We start from the raw sequence: 21,248 nt of genomic DNA on the forward strand, positions 1-21,248 counted from the left end.
TTCCTTTACTCCGCTGCAACGAGGGCGGGCTGAGCGGGAAGAGCTTCTTCCTCGACAGCTTCGGCTGTGGTGATCGTCTTCCAGACGTTCCAAGCCATGATCAGGCTTCCGGCAACGAAGAGAGCGCCGCCGAGTGCACGGATGACATAGAAGGGGTGCATCGCTTCCACGGTTTCGATGAAGGAGTATTCAAGGAAGCCGAGGTTGGTATAGGCGCGCCACATGAGGCCCTGCAGGATGCCGGCGACCCACATGGACGAGATGTACAGGACGATGCCGAGGGTCGAGATCCAGAAGTGCCAGGAGACGGCCTTGATCGAATAGAGCCCCTTCTTGTTCCACAGCCACGGAACGAGGCAGTAGACCGCGCCGAAGGAGATGTAGGCGACCCAACCGAGAGCGCCGGCATGAACGTGCCCGATGGTCCAGTCGGTATAATGCGACAGGGAGTTCACGGCCTTCACGGACATCAGGGGACCTTCGAAGGTGGCCATGCCGTAGAAGGCGACGGACACCACCATGAGGCGCAGCACAGGATCCGTGCGGAGCTTGTCCCAGGCGCCCGAGAGGGTCATGAGGCCGTTGATCATGCCGCCCCAGGAGGGCATCCACAACATGATCGAGAAGACCATGCCCAGCGTCTGCGCCCAGTCGGGCAGGGCCGTGTAGTGGAGGTGATGCGGGCCAGCCCAGATATAGATGAAGATCAGGGACCAGAAGTGGATGATCGAAAGGCGGTAGGAATAGACCGGCCGCTCGGCCCGCTTCGGGATGAAGTAGTACATGATGGCGAGGAAGCCGGCCGTGAGGAAGAACCCGACGGCGTTATGGCCGTACCACCACTGGACGAGAGCGTCCTGGACGCCGGACCATACGATGTAGCTTTTCGGCGAGAAGATCGAGACGGGGATCGCCGCGTTGTTGCCCAGGTGCAGGACCGCAATCGTCAGGATGAAAGCGAGATAGAACCAGTTCGCCACATAGATATGGGGCTCTTTGCGGCGCATGACGGTTACGAGGAAGACGAGGAAGTACGTCACCCACACGATTGTCAGGAAAAGGTCCGCGTACCATTCCGGCTCGGCATATTCCTTGCTCTGCGTGATGCCGACCAGATAGCCGGTTCCGGCGATGACGATGAAGAAGTTGTAGCCGAGAACGACGAACCAGGGCGCGATGTCACCCGCCAGACGGGCCCGGCAGGTCCGCTGCACCACATAGAACGAGCTGGCGATCAGCACGTTGCCGCCGAAGGCGAAGATCACCGCGGAGGTGTGCAGGGGGCGCATACGTCCGAAGGAGAGCCAGGCCGTGTCGAAGTTGAGAGCTGGAAAGGCCAGCTGAAGGGCAATGAGAAGCCCGATCGTGAAACCCGCGATGCCCCAGAAGACGGAAGCGAGCGTCGCAAATTTCACCGGGCCCATATTGTAGTTGGGCTTTCCGTTGATCGTCAGCGTGGGGAGAGCGGCGGGCCGCTCGTAGTAGCGGTTGACGATTGCGAAGACAGCCGCAACGCTCGCGGCCGCGAAGAGATACGCATGGAATGCATATTCGGGCGTGTAAGCCTTCGCTGCGATGATGATGCTGAGAAAAGCCAAGGCGGCGAATGCAAGAGAAGATCCTGCCTCGCCGATTGTCATTCCTTTGGAATTTGTTGCCGTTTGAGCCATAGGTCTCGACCGTTCTAAAGTTTGGCGAGGCCCAGGGCATCGCCATCAGTTTTCCTCACTAGGTGGGGGAGTGGAAAGGGGCATTGATGCAAATCAATCGGACGCTCATGCCCTGCTTCCGCTCGTCGAGGCACTGGAGCATCGGACGGGACATTGAACCCGCATCCGATGCGGTGAGTCTCTGTTTTCGAGCATTTTTTTCACGCAAAACCGGTTCCCGCTTTTCACGTCCGATGCTCTAGACGGCGCGCGAATGACGTGCGGTTCCTGTTTCGAGATATCGGTCGAAGGCCGCGCAGACGTTTCTGACCAGCAGACGGCTGTCCTTGGGAACGTCGATGGAAAGACCATCGCGCCTGACGAGGCCGTCGCGGGCCAGTTCGTCGATCGCGAGGAGTTCCGTTGCGAAATCGTGTTGTCCGGCCCCGGGGGCAATCTTGGCGAGATCGACGGAGAAATCGCACATCAGGCGCTCGATGATTCTCCGGCGCAGGCGATCGTCCTCCGTCAGGGCCAGGCCTCGCACGGTGGCAAGGCGGCCTTTCGTGACGGCCTCCCGATAAGCGACGGTGCTCGGAGCGTTCTGGACATAGCCTTGCGGCAGCGAGCCGATGGCGGAGGTTCCGAAGCCGATGAGGGCTGTGGTCTCGTCCGTGGTGTAGCCCTGGAAGTTCCGGTGCAGCCGTCCCTCGCGCTGGTGCAGGACGAGCGGATCCTCGGGCTTCGCGAAATGGTCGATGCCGATTTGGACGTAACCTGCCTTCAGGAGGGCAGAGGCCGCCGCCGTGCTCTGCTCGACGCGCTGAAGGGCGTCCGGCATCGCTTTCTCCGGAAGGAGCGCCTGATGGCGCTTCATCCACGGAACGTGGGCATAGCCGAATAGAGCGATGCGGTCCGGATCGAGCCGCAGGGACAACTCGACCGTGCGCAGGACGCTCTCGGTCGTTTGATAGGGAAGGCCATACATGAGGTCGAGGTTGAGTCCGGCGACACCTGCCCGGCGCAGCCAGGCGGCAACCTGTGCCGTTTGCTCGAACGACTGGATCCGGTTGATGGTCTTCTGGACCTTGGGGTCAAAATCCTGCACCCCGAGGCTCGCCCGGTTGAGTCCGGACTGAGCGAGCGCCTCCACATGGTCGACGGTGATGGTACGGGGATCGATCTCGACGGCAATCTCCGCGGTCGCAAGGATCCCGAACGAGCGTTCCAGGAGGCTCATGACGCGCCGGAGATCGGCTCCCGACAGGATTGTCGGGGTGCCGCCGCCCCAATGGATATGTGCAACGTCCATCCGGTTCGGCAGAGACTTGGCCACAAGCTCGATCTCGCGCGCCAGGAGGTCCACATAGGAGGCAACCGGGCTATAGCTGCGGGCAACCGTGGTGTGGCACCCGCAATAGAGGCACAGTTCCGCGCAGAACGGGACGTGCAGATAAAGGGAAAGAGCCGTGTTTGGCGCCAGTTCCGAGAGCCAGTGCGCATAGATCGCCTTGTCCACTTCGGGCTTGAAGTGGGGAGCGGTGGGATAGCTCGTATAACGCGGAACGCGCTGGTCGTAGCGGGCGATGAGTTCTGGAGTCATCCCGGCTCTTTGCTCCGTCCCGGCGCCGGAAGCCTTGATTTAGGTCAAGCCGATGTGCGCTCCCGCGGCGTCAATCGGGGGCTTGCGGGTTGAACGTCGGGGATGATCCGCCATCTTCATTCTAGGGATGTCCCGTATTCAAGGGATGGTCCTTCGAGATCTCCTTCTCCGGGGGCTCCGGAGGCGGGTGCAAGGAGTTTGTCGATGCAATCACCTGAGGAGTGGCAGATCCCGCCCGAATTCCAACCTGATCCTGATGCGCTCGCCTACGATCTGCAGGAGGCTCTGAAGTCTATCGTTGCGCTCCGGGCCCGGGTCCCGGGCGATGCTTTCACGGCTGAAACCCTCGGGACCGATCGGGCCGGCCAAGGCGTAGTCATCCGGGCGGACGGTCTCATCGTCACGATCGGATACCTGATCGCCGAAGCGGAAGAGGTCTGGCTGACCACGAATACGGGGCGCACGGTCGAGGCCCATGTGATCGCGTATGATTATGACAGCGGCTTCGGGCTGGTACAGGCGCTCGAACCACTCGGGCTGCCGGCTTTGCCTCTCGGGGATTCTCGGCGCATATCGCCTGGAGATCGGGTCGTCATGGGAGGAAGCGGCGGCCGCACGCATTCCTTGGCGGCTCAGGTCGTCGCCTGTCAGGAATTCGCCGGCTATTGGGAATATCTCATCGACAATGCGATCTTTACCGTGCCGGCCCATCCTAATTGGGGAGGCACGGCGCTGATCGGACCACGGGGGGATCTGGTAGGCATCGGGTCGCTTCAACTCCAGCACCAGGCCCAGGGCGGCGCCATCGTTCCCTTGAACATGAGCGTGCCCATCGATCTCCTGAAGCCGATTCTGGACGACCTTTTGACCCTCGGCCGGGTCGGCGCTCCCCCAAGGCCCTGGCTGGGCTTCTATGCTTCGGAGACGGAGGAGGATCAGGTTTCGATCATCGGCCTTGCGGGCGATGCCCCGGCACAGCGCGCAGGGTTGAAGGCCGGCGATCATGTGAGGGCTGTCGCGGGAAGCGATATATCGTCCCTTCCGGAGTTCTACCGGGCGATCTGGTCCCTCGGCTCTGCCGGCGTGGACGTGCCGCTGACATTGGAACGCGAGGGCGATACCTTCGACGTGACGATCAGATCCGCCGATCGAAGCCGCTTCATGAAGACGCCGCGCCTCCAATAGAGCATCGGACGCAAAAGTGGGAACCGGTTTTGCGCGAAAAGATGCTCGAAGCAAGGTGTTAGAGCATCGAGCGTGGGAAGTGGGACCGGTAGTGCGTTCGATTTCACGTCCGATGTTGTTGTCGGAAACCCCGAATTTCTCGCTTCTCTGAAAGGACAAGCCATGTACATCCCTTGCCACGCAGGTCCGTTATGAACCGGGAGGTTGCGCTGCCGTCGGGCGAAACGATTCCTGCTCTCGGGCAGGGAACATGGCAAATGGCGGAGATGGCCGGCCATCGCGCTCAGGAGATCGAGGCACTGCGTCTTGGCGTCGAACTGGGCATGAGCCTGATCGATACCGCGGAGATGTATGGCGAGGGCGCTTCGGAGACGCTCATTGCGGAAGCCTTGGGCCCGGAGCGCGATCGGCTATTCCTCGTGAGCAAGGTCTATCCGCATCATGCGAGCCGTACAGGCGTGATCGAGGCATGCGAGCGGAGCTTGAGGCGGCTCAAGACGGACCGGCTCGATCTTTATCTTCTGCACTGGCGCGGAGGGGTGCCCCTGGAGGAGACGGTTTCCGGATTCGAGGAATTGCGCCGCGCCGGCAAGATTCGCCATTGGGGCGTCAGCAATTTCGACACCGACGATATGGAAGAGCTGTTCGATGCCGAAGGCGGCACGAACTGCGCAACCAATCAGGTCCTCTACAACGTCACGCGGCGCGGGCCGGAATATGATCTGATTCCGTGGATGGAGAAGCACCGGATGCCGCTGATGGCCTACAGTCCCATCGAACAGGGACGTCTGCCGAAAGCAGGTCTTCTTCAGGAGATCGGACGCAGGTACGATGCAAGCAGCTATCAGATCGCCTTGGCCTGGCTTCTTCGGAAACCCGACATCGTTGCCATTCCCAAAGCCTCGAGCCCCGCGCATGTGAGGGACAACCGGCGCGCCCTCGATATCCGGCTCAGCCGCGACGAGCTGGAGGCCATCGATGCGGAGTTTCCGCCACCAAGGCGCAAGCGCCCGCTTGAGATGATATGATACTTGCCTTTATCTGGAATGACCGAACAGGCATGTGTTGAGTCCGATGATATTTTCCAGAGCCGATGCCCTTACCGTTGCGGAGATTCTCAGGAACGCCGCGCAAAGCGAGATCCTGCCGAGGTTCAAGAATCTGTCCGCCGGTGGAATTCGCACCAAGACCTCTCAGCTCGACCTTGTGACGGATGCCGACGAGGTGGCAGAGCGCGCCATCGAAAACCAGCTTCTGCGGGCCTTTCCGAAGGCCGTCGTGATCGGTGAGGAGGGCGTCAGCCGGGACCCGGCCCTTCTCGACGGTTTGGGGGAGGCCGATCTTGCCTTCATTCTCGACCCTGTCGACGGCACCCTGAATTTCGCATCCGGCCTGCCGCTGTTCGGTGTTATGGCCTCGGCCGTGATGAAGGGCGAGGTCGTCTGCGGTGTCATTCTCGATCCGATTTCGGATGATTGGGCCGTCGCCGTTCGGGGCGAGGGGGCTTGGCTGCAACGCTCAGACGGCGCGACGCGGACTCTCAGTGTTGCTCCGCCTGTTCCTTTGCCGCAGATGGCAGGCAACGTGTCTTGGCGATATCTGCCCGAGGCATTGCGCCCGATCGTGACCGGCAATCTGCCGCGCGTTGCGATGGCGGCCGACTTGAGATGCGCCGCGCACACCTATCGCCTGCTCGCCGGCGGCCATCTGCATTTCTCCTTCTCGTCGAGCATAATGCCATGGGATCATGCCGCAGGCTGGCTGATCCACCGTGAAGCCGGCGGCTACACGGCCCACTTCGATGGGTCGCCCTACCGGCCTACCCATCGCGGCGGCGGTCTGATCAGTGCTCCCAACAAGGAAAGCTGGCAGGCTTTGCGGGACGCTCTTCTGCCGACTCAGCTGTAAGATCGCTGTCCGGCAGGCTCGACGATTGCGTCGATCTCGGCGATCCTGGCACAGCGTTTCTTGCACTGCCGATCCAGATGCCAGGAGCGGCCGACGCTCAGCCCGAGAGCAGGCAGAGACCAGAGAAAATCGATTGCACTCAACATGACGAGGAACAGGGCTGCGAGCGAGACGAGCCATATTTCGATCCGCCCGAAGCCGAGGGTGTACTCGTTCTTCAGGACGAGTTGCTGGCGCTCGAGGAGCAAATCGATATGAGCGGGCCTCATGTCCTTTCGCGTCGAGGATCTCGTTTCCTGGCTCAACGCCCGAAGTGTTTTGTGGAGCAGGGTCAATTGCGGCAGGCGGTCGTCGGAGCTGCCAGCCGGCTGGACGATGGAGAACGCGCTGAAGAGACGATTGTAGAGCGCCTGAACGGCAGGAGGGGAATTGTCCTGCTCCGAACCAGCACGCGGCGCTTGGAAGCGATCGGTGATGCGCCTGCGGATCTGCGCTGCCGTGCCATCGGCCTTGGAGAAGGTCTCGTCCTGTTTGAAGGAGATGGCAACATGGTCCGCAATCAGGTTCTCGACCGCTATGAAACTCTTCTCCGCCGGCATGAATCGTTCCCCTCCCTGAAGGCGGCGTCAGCGGCTTTGATCGTGGCTGCGCCGACAGACGATGGCCTTCCGATCATGAATTCTTAAGGTTAATGGACCCTTAAGGGAGGGTGTTCAGTCCGGCGGTAAGTAATGTTTATGCGTCGGATTCAGCTTCCGGATGTCCCGGAACCATTTTGGCCAAGTTCTGGAGGAAGGTGACAGCCTCTTTCGGGCGCCCTTCCTGCTCGGCGATCTTGCTGATGTTCTGGAGAAGGGTGGCGATTTCGTTTGCCTTCGCGACTCGCCCCACGGCCAGAACGTGGAAGAAAGCCGAGAAGGCGACCATGATGGCCTGATTGTGCTCCTCCAGTCTTTTGCTCTGCTCCTTCAGAGCCTTGATGTCCTTCTCCTGCGATGAAACGATATCCACAAGGGTCAGCATCTGTTCGGCTAAAGTATCGACGGAAGCGGTCATATCGGTCGGGATGTCCTGCTCTTCAGGAGGGGCGGGCGTGAATGCGTCTCCGGTCACATCATGACCTTCTCTCGGATAGGACGGCGTGTGCAAGGCGTCGGGTGAATCGTCCGAATCCTCGACTCTCACAGCCGGGAGACGGGCAGCATCCGCGATGCGTGATGCCGTCTGCTGCAGGAGACTGCGAAGGCGTTCCTGAACGCGTGCGATCATTGTGTAATCCAAGCACGGCTGCGCACTTTAGGAAAGTGCGATGTCACCACCCTGCGCTTGCCCGCTCAGCCCAGCGCATAGAGCAGGCGGGCCCGGATCGTGCCTTCGAGGGCCCGGATCTCCTTCAGCATCTCACGGCTGTGCTCGGGCTGGCCCTCAACCTCGATGACGACATAACCAATCTCGCCGTCGGTCTGCAGATGCTGGGCCGTAATATTGAGGCCACGCTGGGAAAATGCCTGGTTGAGGCGTCCGAGTATGCCGGGCACGTTACGATGCACATGAATATAGCGCGTTCCCGTGGCACGCGACGACAATTGGGCTTGCGGGAAATTCACCGCGCCTATGGTCGAGCCGACATCCGAATAATCGACCAGCTTCCGGGCCACTTCCGTGCCAATGCGCTCCTGCGCCTCCTCTGTCGAGCCGCCGATGTGAGGCGTAAGGATGACATTGTCGAGGCCCTGAAGCGGTGTTGCAAAGCGCTCCTTGTTCGAAGCGGGCTCGGCGGGGAAAACGTCAACGGCTGCGCCGCGCAAATGCCCGCTCTTCAGCGCTTCCGCGAGGGCACCGAGATCGACGACGGTCCCGCGGCTGTTGTTGATGAGATAGGCCCCGTTCTTCATCGCGGCCAATTCGGCGGCACCGATCATGCCATGCGTGGCGGGTGTCTCGGGGACATGCAGGCTCACCACATCGCTCTGGCTCAGCAGGTCGTACAGGTTGTCTGCCGGTTCGGTGTTGCCGTGCCGGAGCTTGTCGGTGTGATCGTAGAAGATTACCCGCATTCCCATCGACTCGGCGAGATAGGACAGTTGCGAGCCGATATTGCCGTAGCCGACGATGCCGAGCGTTTTGCCGCGGACCTCGTGACTGTCGACCGCCGACTTCTCCCAACCGCCGACATGGGCTGCCGCGGATTTCGGGAAGACGCGCCGAAACAGCATGACGATTTCGCCGATCACGAGCTCGGCGACGCTGCGGGTGTTGGAGAAGGGGGCATTGAAGACGGGAATCCCCGCGTGGCGGGCTGCGTCCAGATCGACCTGGTTCGTGCCGACACTGAAGCAGCCGACGGCGATGAGCCGATTTGCGGCGGCGAACACGTTCGGGGTCAGCTGGGTCCTGGAGCGAATTCCAAGAATATGCACGCCCTGGAGCGCTTCGATCAGCTGCGTCTCGTCAAGCGCTGTCTTGAGATGGGTCAGATTGGTATAGCCGGCAGCCCTGATCAGCTCGACGGCGCTGTCGTTGACCCCCTCGAGCAGAAGCACGCGAATCTTGTCTTTCTGAAGTGAGAATTGCTCGCTCATGTCGGCTCCATTCACCTGCCACGCTCTGCCCATAGCTCTCGCGGAACGCCCCAAAAATCCCTTTGGCGCTTCGGCTGCGAACTGAACATCCGTTGGGATGGTCAGTGCCCCAGCCGGGGCCTCCTTTGCAAGAGGGCAGGTTCCTCGGAGGGGGCAATTTCATACCTCCTATGCGTCACGGCCCCCTCTGGGAATGGGAGTATCTTGAATGAATCCGGTTGCTCGGGCGACCGGCCAGAAAGGCGGGAGCCGGTGCCGGATGTACGCACGGCTCCCGTTCTTTTGTTTCAAAACGCTCCGACGATCCGCGACCTGCTCGAGCCTAGCGCATCGTGTGAAAAAGTGGCCCCGGTTTTCGCGAGAACGATGCGCTCATTCCAAGAAGGGAGCATCGGATCGATCCCAAAAGTGGAAGCCACTTTTCACGTCCGATGCTCCAGCCCGTATCTCCCGACGTCTCATAAGCGGCAGCAATGCATGGAACCGGGGCAGGAAATTTTGCGTCATTCACGTGCAGATGCTGTAGAGGCTGTCGTTCTGCAGTCTCGCCTTTTTAGGTAAATAAACTTATAGAGGGGGCGCGGTGCCGCGGATCCTGACCTACAATGTCCGCCGCTGTCTTGGAACGGACGGGCGACTTTCTCCGGGGCGGATCGCCGATGTGATCGCCGCATACGAGCCGGACGTGGTGGCTCTGCAGGAACTCGATGTCAGGCGCGCTCGCACGGGCGGCGTCGATCAGGCGCATGCGATCGCACAGGCCCTCGGGATGCAGATGCACTTCCATGCCAGCCTTCGGGTGCTGGAAGAGGAATACGGCAATGCAATTTTGACGCACCGGCCCTCGCATGTGATCAAGGCGGGTCCGCTTCCAGCCGGATCCGGCCGCCGGGCGCGGGAACCAAGAGGAGCCCTCTGGACCTCGATCAATCTCGGCGGAACGGACGTGCAAGTGATCACGACGCACCTTGGTTTGCACCGTCATGAGCGTTTGGCGCAGGTCGATTGCCTTCTCGGGCCGCAATGGCTGGGACATCCGTCCTGCCGCGAGCCTGTCATTCTGCTGGGAGATTTCAATGCATCGCCCCGATCCCGGGCATATCGGCGATTGGCCTCCCATTTTCGCGACGCGCAGGTATCCGCGCCACACCGGCGCGCAAAGCCGACCTTCCCGTCTCGTCTGCCGATCCTGCGGATCGACCATGCCTTCGTCACACGCTCGATCCACGTGGTTCGTGTCGAGTCCGTACGATCGCCCATGGCTCGGATCGCTTCCGACCACCTGCCACTCATGGTCGAGTTCCAGGTCATGCCCGTAAAGGGAGGCAAGGTCGATATGGAGCATGTCCGGGAGTAGGCAGAATGGGAACCGGCACGCCTCAGGATCGCTTGTCCTCAATCGGTCCGGCGGGCAGACGTGACAGGCCAAAGTGACGGGCTTCGGCACCGTCTCTTCATGAAACGGGATGATGGATGCACAAATTCTGGAAGCCCCTCGTCGCGGTCGTTGCGGTTGGCCTCGCCGCCTTCCTGCTCTACCGCACCCTGAGCGGCTACAGCATCGATGACTTGACGAAAGCCGTCGCCGCCATTCCTGTGGGTCGCTTGGTTGTCGCAGGGGGCTTCGCCGCGGCGAGCTACATCTGCCTCAGCGGTTTCGATTACCTCGCGCTGCGCTATGTCGGGCGGCCCCTACCTTATCATAAGGCGGCCTGGGCCTCGTTTACCAGCTTGTCGCTCGGTCACAATATCGGTTTCGCCTTCCTCAGCAGCGGAGCGGTGCGATACCGGTTCTATCGCCGCTGGGGCCTGAGTGCGGAGCAAGTGGCGAAGGTCGTCGTCTTTTGCGGCACGACAGTCGGGATCGGCCTCATGGCGTTGGGCGGCATGGCATTGCTGTTGCGCCCTCGGCTTGCGGTCGAGATGACAAATCTCTCCATGCCCCTCGTCATCACTCTTGGCGTCATCTGTCTGGCTTTGCCCGTGCTCTACCTCGTGCTTTCGGCATTCGTTCGCAAACCCCTCAGCGTGTGGCGCTGGTCGTTCGAGTTGCCACGCCTGCGCTTGGCCCTTGGGCAGGTCATCCTCGGATCCGTCAACTTCGCCTGTGTCGCCGCCTGTCTCTACCAGGCTCTCGCCGCAGTGACGGATGTCTCCTACATGGGCGTGGCCTCCGCCTATGTGATCGCGAATACCGCCACCATCATCAGCCATGTGCCGGGAGGACTTGGCGTGATAGAAAGCGTGGTCATGTATCTTCTGCCGGGGCAGAACCTCATCGGACCGCTCCTGGTCTTCAGATTCGTCTACTTTCTGATCCCGCTCTTTCTGGGCCTCGTCGTCTTGCTGGTGACGGAACTTGTCTTTCGCAGGAAGAAGCGAGCCCGCGCCGCGCTTGAGGATGTCCCGGCCGGCGCATGATCAGTCCTTCGATCGCTTCATGAACCAGAATGGTTCGAAGGGCTCGACAGGGTCGAGAAGATTCGTGCCCATGGCAGGTTCGACCGGTCCCTCGTCGAACATTGCGTCGAACGGATGCAGACGTCTGTCGCGGACGTTCAAGCGCTCGATGGCGGCAATCAGCGACCCTCTCTCCTCCGAGATCATCTTCACCAAGGTATCGACGTCCGTATCCAGGTGCTCCGCGAGAAGACGGTTGCGCAGACCGTCGATGGCGCCGCGCATCTCGCCATTGGTGGCTTCGATGGCGAGATCGCATTCCGTGTCGAGGCCGAGTGAGCGGTTGTTCAGATTGGATGAGCCGATGCGGAGAAAGCGATCATCCACGATGATCAGTTTGGAGTGGACCAGAACTTGGCAGAATCCGTCTCCGGCCGGCACGACGGGATAGTAGGCGCGGAGTCGATCGTACCGATCGGCTTGACGCAGGCGGCGGATGAGACGGTCCCGGTTCGTCCCCATGACCTTTTTCTCCGCCCAGCCATGGGACTCATGGGTCTGGATCACCACGATCTCAGGTCCGTCCGGAGCGGCAAGATGGCGTTCAAGAACATCGCCGATGCAGGGCGCTGTCATATACTGCGCTTCGATGTAGATGGATTTTCTGGCAGCGGAAAGCGCATCGAGGTTGAGGGCCGCGGCTTCCTGAACGGCAGATTCCTGTCCCCAGGCCGGGTAGGTGCGCGCGATGGCAACCGGCGCACGGGAAAAGTCGGGAGCAAGATCGGAAGGCCAGGGATCCATGTCTGGTCGGGAGAGGGGTTGGACGTCCTCGCCGGTCGCGATTGTCCAGCGGGCACAGGCGAGTTGGGCGATCGAGTGCGCGGCAGGGCCGTTAACGGCCATCTGGACGTCATGAACAGGGTCGTAGATCGTGCCGTCGTCCCGCAAGCGAAAGGGCGTGTCGCAGGCATGTTCCTTCGTGTCCCAACGCCGCACGGTCAGATCCATCCCTCCGACGAAAGCCAGACTGTCGTCGATACAGACAATCTTCTGATGATGGGCGGCGTATAAGGGGTGGTGCCTGTCGAGACGCAGGTGAAGGCGAGGGTGATCCTGCCATTCGGCGCCAAAGATCAGCGGGCCCGATGCCCCGGGAGCGTGCACGACGGCCACGCTCCAGACCAGAATACGGATCTCGAGGTTCGGATTCTCTTCCACAAGCGATCGCAGCAGGTCCCCCAGCGGTGGTGACTCTGCAGGATCGACTTGGGGTCGAAGGCGAATGCTGCCGTCGAAATCCCAACCGATGATCATAATGGAACGTTGCGCCTTGCGGAGAGCTGTCTCCAGGCGGGCAAAATATTCCTCCCCGTCGACGAGAGCGGCGGCCCTATCCGCATGCACGATGCGCCAGCAGTTCCTGCCCGGCCGCAGGATCGGGCGTGAAGCTGCGCGCGTCTTCGTCGCTCTCCGGTTCCATCCGGTCAGTCCGCTGGTTTCATCGAGAAAGTTCACGTTGCTCATCGTCATGAGGACTGCATCGCCAACTCGATCGCCAAGCCATAGTTCCAGCCCATGAGATATTTTGCCTAGCTTGGTTCGAGTCCGATCGTCGTACGCATAAAAATAATCTTCTGATCGCGCTTAAAACCTCAAGCTTGCCCATATCGAGCCGTTGCCATTCGCCAAGAGCGCCTAATAACTTATGCAGCTTGCAGATGGTGATTGCTGCCTCGCGGGTGAAGATCATTCACCGCGTGTCGAGGCGCATCGGGATGAAGGCAAAAGGTGGTTATGGACAGTCAGCTAGAACAGAAGATCCGGGAACGGGCATACGAACTCTGGATGCAGCATGGGAGTCTGCCGAACCGGGCCGATGACTACTGGTACCAGGCCGAAGAGGAGATCCTTCGGCGCCAGGAGGACAGAGGACAAGGAATCGACGGTCCCGCAATCGTCGGCGATGAGGAGGCTGCCGTCGAGACCAGCCCAGCGCCGCTTGGAATGACCAGTCAAACTCTGGACGAGGTCTTAAGCGCTCCGGCCGCCCCCAAAGCCCGCAAGCGGAGAAGCACGGCTGCCGCAACGGCCGATACCGCCTCGGACATCAACGGGGTGGCCGGCGAGACGGTCGTTGCGCCGAAGCGGAAGCGCCCCAGAAAAACGACCCCATAGTTGGGAAGCGTTCAGGTCTTCCCTCGGTTCGGAGGGAAGGCCCGAGGGGCAGGCGCCCGTCGCAGGTTTTCGGAACAGGCGAAGAGAATTGCCGGCCGGTTTCTAGAGTCTACAGAGCAGAGCGGGCGTCCGCAGTTGATGTGAGGACTTTATCGTGCCTAGCCCAAGCGTTTCTTATGCACCTCTTGCCCGCCACGCGATGGCTTACATCCTTGCGGGGGGACGCGGTTCCAGACTCATGGAACTGACCGACATTCGCGCAAAGCCCGCCGTCTATTTCGGCGGCAATACGCGGATCATCGATTTCGCCCTCTCCAATGCGCTGAACTCGGGCATCCGCCGCATCGGCGTCGCAACGCAATACAAGGCGCACAGCCTCATCCGCCATCTGCAGAGAGGCTGGAACTTCTTTCGTTCCGAGCGCAATGAGAGCTTCGACATCCTCCCGGCGAGCCAGCGCGTTTCCGAAACCATGTGGTACGAGGGCACGGCGGATGCCGTGTATCAGAATCTCGACATCATCGCGAGCATCGATCCGGAATACATCATCATTCTGGCCGGTGACCACGTCTACAAGATGGACTACGAGATCATGCTCCGCCAGCATGTGGATTCCGGCGCGGACGTGACGGTGGGCTGCCTCGAAATTCCTCGCATGGAAGCAACGGGATTCGGTGTGATGGGCGTCGACGAGACGGACCGCATCGTGTCGTTTCTGGAGAAGCCGGCAGACCCACCTGGAATCCCGGGCCGGCCCGATATGGCTCTCGCCAGCATGGGGATCTATGTCTTCAACACGCGCTTTCTCTTCGACCAGCTCAAGCGCGATGCCTCGACGCCCGGCTCGAGCCGCGATTTCGGGAAGGACATCATTCCCTACCTCGTACAGCACGGCAAAGCAGTTGCGCACCGTTTCACCGATTCCTGCGTCCGGTCGGGTGCCGAGGCCGGAGGGAGCGATGCGCCCGCCTACTGGCGCGATGTCGGAACGGTCGATGCCTATTGGGAAGCCAATATCGACTTGACCGCCATTGTCCCGGCTCTCGATCTCTATGACCGCAATTGGCCGATCTCGACATTCTCCGAAACCTGGCCTCCCGCCAAGTTCGTCCATGATGAGAACGGGCGGCGCGGACACGCCATCAATTCTCTCGTGTCGAGCGGATGCATCGTGTCCGGCGCGTCCTTGCGCCAATCGCTCGTATTCACCGCAGCTCACCTCCATTCCTATGCTCATGTCGAGGGTGCGGTGATCCTGCCTTATGTGGATGTCGGCCGGAGGGCGCGGCTCAAGAACGTCATTATCGACCGCGGCGTGCGTATTCCGGAGGGTTTGGTCGTGGGTGAAGACCCGCAGGAGGATGCGCGCCGGTTCCGCCGGACGGACCGTGGGATCTGTCTCATCACGAAGCCGATGATCGACAGGCTCTCTGGATGAAGCCCCTGAATGTCCTGTCCGTCACGTCGGAGCTGTTTCCGATCATCAAGACCGGAGGTCTGGCCGATGTGGCCGGCGCTCTTCCCTTTGCCCTGAAGAAGGAAGGGGTGCGTGTCGTTTCGCTCCTCCCGGGATATCCCGCGGTCATGAGGGCACTGGAGCATGTCGAGGTGGTTCGAGAATATCCGGATCTCTCGAGAGGACCGGCACGGCTCATTTCTGCAACGGCCCGTCAATTAGAGCTTTTCGTTCTCGACGCCCCGCATCTCTATGCGCGTCCCGGCTCTCCCTACCTGACTCCGGAGGGGCGGGATTGGCCCGACAATGCACGGCGCTTCGCCGCGCTCGGACGCGTTGCCGCGGATATCGGGCAGGGGGCAGTACCGGGGTTCGTCCCCGATATCGTTCATGCCCATGACTGGCAGGCAGGTCTTGCGCCGGCATTTCTGCATTACGGCGACGGACCCCGGCCGGGTACCGTCATCACGATTCACAACATTGCCTTTCAAGGCATCTTTCCCGCGGACCTTCTCTATGAGCTCGGCCTGCCGCCCTATGCCTTCACGGTGGATGGAGTCGAGTATTTCGGTCAGATCGGCTTCCTCAAGGCAGGTCTGCGGCTGGCTGACCGGATCACGACCGTATCGCCGACCTATGCGAAGGAGATACAGACGCCGGAAAGCGGGATGGGCCTGGACGGCCTCCTGCGATCCCGTTCGAAGGACGTCTTCGGAATCCTGAACGGGATTGACGACAGCGTCTGGAATCCTTCATCGGACCTATCCTTGGCCGCAACCTTCACCGTAGATTCATTGGAACGACGCAGCGCGAACAAGCAGGCGCTTCAGGAGCGACTTGGGCTGGATCCTGATCCCGATGCGCTGCTCTTCGGTGTCGTGAGTCGATTGTTCGAGCAAAAGGGGTTCGACCTTGTTCTCGCGGCCTTGCCGACGCTGCTCGCGGACGGAGCGCAGCTCGCGCTTCTCGGAGCAGGAGACACGACGCTCGAGGAGAGCTTTCGGGCTGCCGCCATCGTCTATCCGGGACAGGTCGGGTGCTTTTTCGGCTATGACGAGGAGCTTGCGCATCTCATTCAGGGGGGGAGCGATGCTCTTCTCGTTCCGTCGCGCTTCGAACCCTGCGGCCTGACGCAGCTCTGCGCGATGCACTATGGCAGCGTGCCGATCGTCTCTCGCGTCGGCGGCCTCGCCGATACGGTGATCGACGCGAACGAGATGGCGATCGCGTCCGGAGTTGCGACGGGCTTTCAGTTCTCGCCCGTCAATCTGACCGGACTCCTGGATTCGATCAATCGCGCCAAGGCGCTCTGGCCGGATCGGAAATCCTGGCGGACCATGCAGCTGAACGGCATGGCGGCAGATGTCGGGTGGAGCAGACCTGCCCGACACTATGCGGAGGTCTACCGTTCATGCCTTCCAACGATCTGATCCGCTATCGGGTAGCGCATCGGGCGAGAAAGTGACCCCGGTTTTTCGCAGCCAGCGATACGCTGTTCGATAGGGTGAGCATCACGCTCGTCATGCCCGGCCCTGAGCCGGGCATCCACGGCTTTGTGGCGCAGGGGCTCCCAAGACGTGGACGGCTGCAACGAGTGCGGCCATGACGATGAACGGCGACGGCATCGGACGTGACATCGAACCCACGTCTGGTGCTTTAACATCGTGGTTTTGAGCATCTTTTCACGCAAAACCGCTTCCCGGTCTTGCGTCTGATGCTCTAGGCGCTTCGCTTTTTCTCCGGTTTAGGCTGCTCTTCTGGCCGGAGCTGGAAAAGAAGGAGCGAGCGTCCCGTCACGGTATATTCCTTGCCGAACCTGAACGGTGCCGGAAATGACAGCTCCGGCTTGTTCGTGTCGACAAGGCAGATCCAGCCCGTGCCACCCGTGACAGGCGGCAGCTTGCATTTCACGACGTCATGATGGGCATTGACGATCAGCAGCAATGTCACGTCCGTGCCGCGCCTGCGGATACCTGTCGGCTGGGCGCGACCGTCCAGCAGAATGCTCATGCAGCGGGCATGCGGGTCCTGCCAATGCTCGGGCGTCATCTCATCACCCGCAGGCGTGAGCCAGCTGATGTCCTTGACGTCGAGCTCCTCATTGTAGACGCCGGACAGAAAGCGTCCGCGCCGCAAGAGGGGTAGATTTTGCCGGAGCTGGATCAGCTTGCGCGTGAACTCGAAAAGCTCGGCCCCGTCCTCGTCGACGCCCTCCCAATCGATCCAGGAGATATCGTTGTCCTGCGCGTAAGCGTTGTTGTTGCCCTGCTGCGTTCGGCCGAACTCGTCACCCGCCAACAGCATGGGCGTCCCCTGGGAGAAGAACAGCGTCGCGAGGATGTTGCGTTTCTGGCGGTTTCGCAAAGAGCGTATCTCGGGATCCTGCGACTCGCCCTCGGCGCCATGGTTCCAGGACAGGTTGTGATCATGCCCGTCCATGTTGTCCTCGCCGTTCGCCTCATTGTGCTTGTCGTTATACGAGACGAGGTCATGAAGCGTAAAACCGTCATGCGCCGTGACGAAGTTCACGGACGCCCAGGGTTTCCGGCCACGCTTGTTGAAGAGATCGGCCGAGGCGGTGAGGCGGGAGGCGAGTTCCGGCAGCTGTCCGTCCTCGCCTTTCCAGAAGGCGCGAACCGTATCCCGATAGCGGTCGTTCCACTCGGCCCAACCGGGGGAGAAGCGACCAACCTGGTAGCCGCCGGGGCCGCAATCCCAAGGCTCGGCAATCAGCTTGACCCGACTGAGAACCGGGTCCTGCCGCACGGCGTCGAGAAAGCGACCATCCTCTTCGAAGCCATGCGGTTCGCGGGCCAGGATGGTGGCGAGATCGAAGCGGAAGCCATCGATCCGGACCTCCTGAGCCCAGTACCGGAGGCTGTCCGTCACCATCTGCAGGACGCGGGAGTGGCTGAGATTGACGGTGTTCCCCGTGCCAGTGTCGTTGATGTAGTATCGTTTGTCAGGAGCAAGCCGATAATAGGAAGCGTTGTCGATGCCCTTGAATGAAAGGGTCGGGCCCAGCTCGTTTCCCTCGGCCGTGTGGTTGTACACGACATCGAGGATCACCTCTATTCCGGCATCGTGGAAATGGCTGACCATCTCCTTCACTTCGTTCACGAACGGAGTTGCCAAATAGCGGGGCTGCGGGGCAAAAAAGCCGATGGTGTTATAGCCCCAGTAATTGTGCAGCCCTTTCTCGATCAGGTAACTGTCATCCACGAAGGCGTGAACGGGCAGGAGCTCGATTGCGGTGACACCGAGACTTCTGATGTAGTTGATGACTTCGTGGTGCATCAGCCCAGCGAACGTGCCTCGGATGTCTTTCGGAATCGCCGGATGCTTCATGGTGAAGCCGCGCAGATGGGCCTCATAGATGATCGTGCGTTCCCATGGGGTTTGAGGCCGGCGCTCATTGCCCCAGCTATAGGCGGATTCGATGACCCGGCACTTGGGCATGAAGGGAGCGCTGTCGCGTTCGTCGAAGGAAAGGTCGGCATCAGGGGAGCCGACCGTGTACCCGAACAGCGCCGGATCCCATTTAAGGTCGCCGAACAACTGTTTGGCATAAGGGTCGAGCAACAGCTTATTGTGGTTGAAGCGGTGCCCGGCGTCAGGTTCATACGGACCGTAGACGCGGTAACCGTAAGTGGTGCCAGGGCGTGCGTCCGGAAGATAGCCGTGCCAGACCTCGTCCGTGTACTCGGGAAGCTCGATCCTTTCGATCTCCCGCCTGCCGCTCGTGTCGAAAAGGCAGAGCTCGACTTTGGTTGCGTTGGCGGAGAAGAGCGCGAAGTTGACACCGAGCCCGTCCCAAGTGGCACCCAGAGGATAAGGCAGGCCCTCTCGAAGACGGGATGTGCGCCGCACGGCTGGGGCGACGATTTCGGTTGAGGCAGGTTGGTGGACTTCGACTTTGTCGTTCATCGGAAGGCTCTGGGAAGCGAAGCAGATCGGTTTAGGCCTTCAACGCGCAAAGACGCTGGAAGTCCCGTCGAAGCTCAACAATAAGTGCTCAAGTCCGGGAGGGCTCCCAAACGAAAATCAGAGTGGCGAGCGGTGGAATGGTCAGGCAAAGGGAACAGGGGCGTCCATGGCTGGGCGTATCCTCCGCCGATACCCCACCGAGATTGCCGATATTGCCGCCGCCATAGACGGCGGCGTCCGTATTCACGGCCTCCCGATAAAAGCCTGGTACCGGAACGCCGATGCGATATCCCTCCCGGGGAGCGGGCGTGAAGTTCGAGACGACCACGGCAATCGAATCCTCCCTATCGCCGCGGCGCAGCCAAGCAATCACGCTGTTGTCCCTGTCGTCCGACACAATCCATTCGAAGCCCTTCCATTCGCAGTCGCGCTCATGCAGGGCTGGTATCGTACGATAGGCGTGATTGAGATCGCGAATAAGGGTTTGAACGCCTTTGTGAGCGGGATCATTCAACAAGTGCCAGTCGAGGCTGCTGTCGTGATCCCATTCCCGCTCCTGTGCGAATTCCCCGCCCATGAACAGGAGCTTCTTGCCAGGATGCCCCCACATGAACCCGAAATAGGCACGCAGATTGGCGAAACGCTGCCATTGATCACCTGGCATCTTGCGAATGAGGGAGCCCTTGCCATGGACGACCTCGTCATGGCTGAGCGGCAGGATGAAGTTCTCCGAGAATGCGTAGAGAAGACCGAAGGTGAGGTCGTGATGGTGATAGCGGCGGAAGACCGGATCCTTGCTGATATAACGCAAGGTGTCGTGCATCCATCCCATGTTCCATTTGAACCCGAAGCCCAGGCCACCGGCATAGGTCGGCTGCGACACGCCGGGCCATGCGGTCGATTCCTCTGCGATCGTGATGACGCCCGGCGAGGAGGCATAGGCGACTTCGTTCATGCGGCGCAGGAAATCGATGGCGCCCAGATTCTCGTTGCCGCCGTAGCGGTTGGGAATCCACTCGTCGGGTTTGCGGGAATAGTCGAGATAGAGCATCGAGGCGACCGCATCGACGCGCAGACCGTCGAGATGGTACTGCTCGAGCCAGAAGCGAGCATTCGCCACCAGAAACGCAGCAACCTCCTGTCGCTCGTAATTGTAGATGTAGGTCCCCCAATCCTGATGAAAGCCGAGGCGGGGATCAGCATGCTCGTAGAGATGGGTGCCGTCGAAGTAGCTCAGGCCATGCGGGTCGTTCGGAAAATGCGCCGGGACCCAGTCCAGGATGATGCCGATCCCGGCTTCGTGAGCGGCTTCGACGAATGCCGCGAAATCTTCCGGCGTCCCGAAGCGGCTGGTCGGGGCATAGAGGGATATCGGCTGATAGCCCCATGAGCCGTCGAACGGGTATTCGGTGATCGGCAGAAGCTCGATATGCGTGAACCCCAGATCCTTCACGTAGGGAATGAGTCGGACTGCAAGCTCGCGGTAGGTGAGATAGCGATTGTCCTCCTCCGGCACGCGTGCCCAGGAGGCGAGGTGGCATTCATAGATCGCCATGGGAGACTTGCGGTGGTTTTGCGCCGCGCGGGACTTCATCCAGTCGCCGTCCCGCCATGGGAACGCCAAGTCGCCCTTCAGAACCGAGGCGGTCGCGGGAGGGTTCTCGGCCGTAAAGGCGACCGGGTCCGCCTTGAGCGCCAGGAGATTGCCGTGCAGACCCACGATCTCGAACTTGTAGCGCTGACCTGCAGCGACATCCGGGATGAAGAGCTCCCACACGCCTCCCTCGTGACGCCGCCGCATGGGATGACGGCGCCCGTCCCAGGCATTGAAGTCGCCGACGATGCTCACGCGGCGTGCGTTCGGCGCCCAGACGGCGAAGAGAAAACCCTGGATGCCGCCGAGGTCCAGATGATGCGCGCCGAGCTTCTTATAGACCGCGTCGCTGCCGGGGTGGCGAAGCGCAGCAAGATCTTCGTGCGACAGGAAGGTCCCGAAGCTGTATGGATCGTGCCGCACCTCCGCGTGATCCTGCCGCTCGATCCGCAGGCGGTAGTCCGGCCGTTCGGATGCTTTCAAGGTGCCGACGTAAAGCCCCTCCGGGTGCCTTCTCTCCATGGAGGCGAGAAGGGTTTCGCCGTCAGGGCCGACAAGAACCACATCGTCGGCATCGGGAGCGATGACGCGGATTTCCCACGTGCCGGGAGAAACCTCGTGAGGTCCAAGCACGGAAAAGGGGTCGCCCGAGGTGATGATGTCGGCGATGGTTCGCGGTTCGTCCGGGCGCTCCATGATGCTGTGCGATCCACCCCTGCGATGAGCCATTTCGGCATTCCCTCGGCTATCCTACGCAGCCATGGGC

General features: G+C 60.9%; 16 protein-coding genes and 1 tRNA gene. 8 read left to right on the forward strand and 9 right to left on the reverse strand.

From position 1 onward, the window contains the following. Positions 1 to 5: 5 nt before the first annotated feature. From ccoN to hemN, 3 genes are all read right to left on the reverse strand, one after another. Positions 6 to 1,670 (reverse strand): cytochrome-c oxidase, cbb3-type subunit I, encoded by a 1,665-nt coding sequence (ccoN, locus tag AB8841_RS16025; protein WP_370436824.1) that lies wholly within the window; start codon positions 1,668 to 1,670, stop codon positions 6 to 8. Positions 1,671 to 1,804: 134 nt separating this feature from the next. After that, positions 1,805 to 1,907 (reverse strand) — tRNA-OTHER (locus AB8841_RS16030). 1 nt (position 1,908) lies between these two features. Beyond that, positions 1,909 to 3,252, reverse strand: a complete 1,344-nt coding sequence (gene hemN, locus AB8841_RS16035) for an oxygen-independent coproporphyrinogen III oxidase (RefSeq protein WP_370436825.1) — start codon at positions 3,250 to 3,252, stop codon at positions 1,909 to 1,911. A 204-nt stretch (positions 3,253 to 3,456) separates the two neighbouring features. Here hemN and AB8841_RS16040 point away from each other — a divergent pair, with 204 nt between their 5' ends. From AB8841_RS16040 to AB8841_RS16050, 3 genes are all read left to right on the forward strand, one after another. Continuing rightward, a complete protein-coding gene (locus tag AB8841_RS16040; RefSeq protein WP_370436826.1) occupies positions 3,457 to 4,437 on the forward strand; it encodes a S1C family serine protease in 981 nt (326 codons plus the stop codon). 191 nt (positions 4,438 to 4,628) lie between these two features. Beyond that, entirely contained in the window at positions 4,629 to 5,465 is an 837-nt protein-coding gene (locus tag AB8841_RS16045) for an aldo/keto reductase (protein WP_370436827.1), read from the forward strand. Positions 5,466 to 5,511: 46 nt separating this feature from the next. Further along, positions 5,512 to 6,345 carry an inositol monophosphatase family protein gene (locus AB8841_RS16050; protein WP_370436828.1) on the forward strand — a complete coding sequence of 278 codons (834 nt, stop codon included), beginning with the start codon at positions 5,512 to 5,514 and terminating at the stop codon, positions 6,343 to 6,345. Here AB8841_RS16050 and AB8841_RS16055 read toward each other — a convergent pair. From AB8841_RS16055 to serA, 3 genes are all read right to left on the reverse strand, one after another. Further along, complete coding sequence (locus tag AB8841_RS16055; protein WP_370436829.1) at positions 6,336 to 6,944, reverse strand: hypothetical protein; 609 nt, start codon at positions 6,942 to 6,944, stop codon at positions 6,336 to 6,338. The genes AB8841_RS16050 and AB8841_RS16055 overlap by 10 nt on opposite strands. A 136-nt stretch (positions 6,945 to 7,080) precedes the next feature. Further along, positions 7,081 to 7,614, reverse strand: a complete 534-nt coding sequence (locus tag AB8841_RS16060) for a hypothetical protein (RefSeq protein ID WP_370436830.1) — start codon at positions 7,612 to 7,614, stop codon at positions 7,081 to 7,083. Between the two features lie 65 nt (positions 7,615 to 7,679). Further along, entirely contained in the window at positions 7,680 to 8,927 is a 1,248-nt protein-coding gene (gene serA, locus AB8841_RS16065; protein ID WP_370436831.1) for a phosphoglycerate dehydrogenase, read from the reverse strand. Between the two features lie 583 nt (positions 8,928 to 9,510). On the opposite strand from serA, the gene AB8841_RS16070 reads away from it, so the two are divergent. Next, a complete protein-coding gene (locus tag AB8841_RS16070; protein ID WP_370436832.1) occupies positions 9,511 to 10,284 on the forward strand; it encodes an endonuclease/exonuclease/phosphatase family protein in 774 nt (257 codons plus the stop codon). Positions 10,285 to 10,400: 116 nt separating this feature from the next. Beyond that, positions 10,401 to 11,348, forward strand: a complete 948-nt coding sequence (locus tag AB8841_RS16075; protein WP_370436833.1) for a lysylphosphatidylglycerol synthase domain-containing protein — start codon at positions 10,401 to 10,403, stop codon at positions 11,346 to 11,348. Here AB8841_RS16075 and AB8841_RS16080 read toward each other — a convergent pair whose 3' ends face one another. Beyond that, a complete protein-coding gene (locus AB8841_RS16080; protein WP_370436834.1) occupies positions 11,349 to 12,860 on the reverse strand; it encodes a phospholipase D-like domain-containing protein in 1,512 nt (503 codons plus the stop codon). Positions 12,861 to 13,124: 264 nt separating this feature from the next. Between AB8841_RS16080 and AB8841_RS16085 the strand changes: the two genes are divergently transcribed. The 3 genes from AB8841_RS16085 (at position 13,125) to glgA (ending at position 16,391) form a co-directional block, all read left to right on the forward strand. Beyond that, positions 13,125 to 13,505 carry a DUF2934 domain-containing protein gene (locus AB8841_RS16085; protein ID WP_370436835.1) on the forward strand — a complete coding sequence of 127 codons (381 nt, stop codon included), beginning with the start codon at positions 13,125 to 13,127 and terminating at the stop codon, positions 13,503 to 13,505. Between the two features lie 154 nt (positions 13,506 to 13,659). Next, positions 13,660 to 14,943: a glucose-1-phosphate adenylyltransferase gene (gene glgC, locus AB8841_RS16090; protein WP_370436836.1), complete on the forward strand. Its 1,284-nt coding sequence runs from the start codon at positions 13,660 to 13,662 to the stop codon at positions 14,941 to 14,943. Next, positions 14,940 to 16,391, forward strand: a complete 1,452-nt coding sequence (glgA, locus tag AB8841_RS16095) for a glycogen synthase GlgA (RefSeq protein WP_370436837.1) — start codon at positions 14,940 to 14,942, stop codon at positions 16,389 to 16,391. The genes glgC and glgA overlap by 4 nt, the downstream gene beginning before the upstream one ends. A gap of 289 nt (positions 16,392 to 16,680) precedes the next feature. Here the strand turns inward: glgA and glgX are convergent, their stop codons facing one another. Together glgX and glgB are read right to left on the reverse strand one after the other, a co-directional pair. Beyond that, the gene (gene glgX / locus AB8841_RS16100) at positions 16,681 to 18,888 is read right to left on the reverse strand and encodes a glycogen debranching protein GlgX (protein WP_370436838.1); all 2,208 of its coding nucleotides are present in this window, start codon (positions 18,886 to 18,888) and stop codon (positions 16,681 to 16,683) included. Positions 18,889 to 18,976: 88 nt separating this feature from the next. Beyond that, a complete protein-coding gene (gene glgB / locus AB8841_RS16105) occupies positions 18,977 to 21,211 on the reverse strand; it encodes a 1,4-alpha-glucan branching protein GlgB (RefSeq protein WP_370436839.1) in 2,235 nt (744 codons plus the stop codon). Between the last annotated feature and the right edge of the window lie 37 nt (positions 21,212 to 21,248).

It is taken from the genome of Microvirga sp. TS319 (assembly GCF_041276405.1).
Taxonomy (GTDB): domain Bacteria; phylum Pseudomonadota; class Alphaproteobacteria; order Rhizobiales; family Beijerinckiaceae; genus Microvirga.